The sequence below is a fragment of the Variovorax sp. P1_H12_2 genome, from assembly GCF_056405335.1.
In genome coordinates this window covers 1-2,727 of the sequence record NZ_JBFUCI010000606.1, presented here as the reverse complement: position 1 = coordinate 2,727, position 2,727 = coordinate 1, and the positions used below count along the sequence as shown (strand labels likewise).

General features: G+C 64.5%; 4 protein-coding genes and 1 pseudogene. 1 reads left to right on the top strand and 4 read right to left on the bottom strand.

Annotated elements, in window-relative coordinates:
- The 3 genes from AC1D2K_RS33085 to AC1D2K_RS33075 all read right to left on the bottom strand — a co-directional run.
- A partial coding sequence (locus tag AC1D2K_RS33085; RefSeq protein WP_478094456.1) for a DUF1016 N-terminal domain-containing protein occupies positions 1–196 on the bottom strand: 196 nt, incomplete at its 3' end.
- Positions 197–506: 310 nt separating this feature from the next.
- Positions 507–1,070, bottom strand: a complete 564-nt coding sequence (locus AC1D2K_RS33080) for a phospholipase D family nuclease (RefSeq protein WP_478094454.1) — start codon at positions 1,068–1,070, stop codon at positions 507–509.
- Positions 1,071–1,305: 235 nt separating this feature from the next.
- Positions 1,306–1,617, bottom strand: coding sequence for a DUF4113 domain-containing protein (locus tag AC1D2K_RS33075; RefSeq protein WP_478094452.1), 312 nt, complete (start codon positions 1,615–1,617; stop codon positions 1,306–1,308).
- Between the two features lie 82 nt (positions 1,618–1,699).
- On the opposite strand from AC1D2K_RS33075, the gene AC1D2K_RS33070 reads away from it, so the two are divergent.
- On the top strand, positions 1,700–1,948 hold the full coding sequence (locus tag AC1D2K_RS33070; protein WP_478094451.1) for a hypothetical protein: 249 nt from the start codon (positions 1,700–1,702) through the stop codon (positions 1,946–1,948).
- Positions 1,949–2,155: 207 nt separating this feature from the next.
- Here the strand turns inward: AC1D2K_RS33070 and AC1D2K_RS33065 are convergent.
- Positions 2,156–2,727 (bottom strand): annotated as a pseudogene (locus tag AC1D2K_RS33065) (hypothetical protein); the annotation flags it as partial.

Genomic DNA, 2,727 nt, shown 5'->3' with positions numbered 1-2,727 from the left:
CGATCTGTTCGACCACGGACTGGCCCCAACCCAGCGCCTGCTGTTTCTCGACGATGGCCTTGCCGATGTCCCAGTAGAGCGCGATCAGCTCGCGGTTCACCGCGCGCGCGACCGACAGGCGCGCCGCGGCGACGCGCTCCTTCAAGGTTCTAATGAAATTTGCGTAGTCGTCGGCGAGGTCAGGGCTGCGGGTCATTGCCCCCACTGTAGACCAGCGTGAGTGCTGAGTTCGCGTCAACGCGATGCCTCTGCTTATTCCAGCCAAATCGAGTCCAAGATGGCGATGGATTTCGACATGACCACAAGCGCGGGCCGAGCGGCTGATCCTCACGATGTACGCCGGCAGGGCGCATCAAGCGCAAGGATCTCGAGGCGGGTGAGAACTTCGCCGAATACGTTCCCTACTGGTTGAAGGCGCCGCCCAGCCGTGACGAAGGCTGCGATCCGCCTGCAGCGACGCAGGGGCAGGGCGCCTCGGCAACGACTTCCGTTGAACTTGCCGGTGCCTAGTAGGTCATCTCGATGGCCATGCCCTGGGCCCACCGGCTCTCCCAATGGGCGAGGTAGGTTGCCGCCACCTTCGGATTGCTCCACACCACCAGCACGTTTTCAGAATTGGACTTCGCTGCCGCCTGGCTGTAGTTGAAGGAGCCCGTCTGCGTGTGCTTGCCGTCCACCACAATGTACTTGTCGTGGTGGATCGCATAGGTCGAGATCACCTTGGTCGGAATGTTGGCGCCGACGAGCAGGTTCATCGCCGCGATGTTCGCCTTGCCGCGGTTGCCCTTGTCGTCGATGAGCACGCGCACATCGACGCCATGTCGCTTCGCATCGGTCAGGGCGCGGACGACTGAAGGCGAAGTGAAGGAATAGCCGGCCAGCCGTATCGAGCTGCGGGCACTGCCGATGACCTTGAGCACGAGCGCTTCGGAGCCCGCATCGGGCGAAAAGGCCACTTCGATCTGCGAGTCGAAAGGCGGGGCGCTGGGGGAACTGGCACAGCCAGCGAGGAGGGCGAAGGCAATGCCCAGCAGGGCAGGGCGCGAGGCAGGAAGGAAAAAGGATCGCATGCGGTGTTCAGGTTGGGGCGGCGACTGTAGCAACTTTGTACGCGCTGTCTGGCGCGCCGCAGCCGCGCCTGTTCGGCGAAGCTGCCAGCCGATCTTGCATGCATTCCATGGTGCGCCACGACAGCTCAGCTACGATGCTTGCGGCGTTCGTGGCCCCACCTGTGGTCGCGCTCTTCTGGAACGTTCGGTTGGCTCTGGCTGCACGGGGAAGTTGCCTACGTGATCCGCTCATTGGTCATGCGCGTGCAACCGGCAAGTCGGCGCAAGTGATGGTGTGGTTGGGCGTCTCCAGGGACTGGCGCATGACCATCCTGTGCTTCGCGCTGGTGATCCTCGCGCTTGCCCACGGAATCGCGCCGCGCCCATGCTGCTGGTTGATGGCGTCGACCGCGCGCATCTCATAGCGAGGATCCTTGCCGGGCTGGTCCACCGCGAGTTCGCCCTGCATAACGGCGGCGTCCTGGAGCCCGACGCCCGCCTTGGCGTCGTTGTAGCCAGGCTTGAAGATGGCGTAAAGGCCGCGAATTGCTGACGCCGCCGCAAACAAGCGGGTGCCTGCCCGTCGGCCTGCGCAATGGCACGGCCCGATACTTTCCGAACATCTTACGAACGTAGCAGGGAAGGCGCGAATGATGCAGACTGCAGGCATGCATAGCAGCGATGTCGTTACTGAAAAGAGCAATCGCGAGTCCGCCGAAACTTCGGACGGCGCCGCGAAGCTGAGCGACGCGGGAACCCTCGCTGCCTTCGAGCGCAGGATCAGACTCAAGGAATCCGCAGCACGACAACGCTTCAGACAAAACGTCGTCTTGGCAATCATCATCGCGCTGGCCGCRCTGACACTCGTCGTGATCGTGCAGGTCGGCCACGCGCCCTGACGCACCACCAGGGGCAGGGCTTGGGCGCTGGCCGCCATTCAGTGCCAACGTCACTGCGACCCTTTTCAGTATGGCCAAAGATCGACACAAGAACCTCGAACTTGCCCTTCCCGGGAACGCAAAGGCCGCGCCAGCGCCCGCCCGCCGCAGAAGCAAGCAGGGCCGGCCGCAGGTAGTTCACCCGGGTCGTGGTCTCCGGCGCGGTCGTCAGCGACTCTTCATGTACGCCGCGTACAGCGAGGGCTGGAGGTCGCGAAGCAACTTGCGTCGCTCGATGATGTCGGCGTGGCGGCCCTGCCGCTCCAGGCCGAGCAATTCCACCAGCAGACGCATCGCCTGCTCTTGCACGCTGTGCAGCGAGGCCTGGGCGAGCGCCAGGTGCTCACGAAGACCGGGGCGCTCGATGAGCACCCAGGCAGCAAACCAACTCAGATCTGCAATCTCGCCGTCGGCCGGGGAGGTCGCGTCGAACTTCGCCTCGAAGCTGCGAATCAATTGCGGCAGGAGCGGGTCGGGCGAGCGTTGCGCGACGTTCTCCAGCAGCGTTGGCGACAGCCATCCCAGTTCCGCGAGCAGTGGCCAGGTCGCCTGCAGACCGAGCAGGTGCAAACGGGCCTCGGCCATCCAGGCCAGCGGCACCGGCTTGCGTCGCCACGATTCGATGGTGGCGACCGCCTGCGCGGCGGCCTCCCAGTTGCCTGCACGCAGCCAGATTGGCGCCGCATGGTCCTGCGGATGCCGGGCATCGAAGGCCAGTGACCCGGCGCGGCGTGCGATGT

Excerpts from the sequence above, each read along its gene's own strand:
- AC1D2K_RS33080 (WP_478094454.1), bottom strand. The coding sequence starts at position 1,070 with ATGCGATCCTTTTTCCTTCCTGCCTCGCGCCCTGCCCTGCTGGGCATT.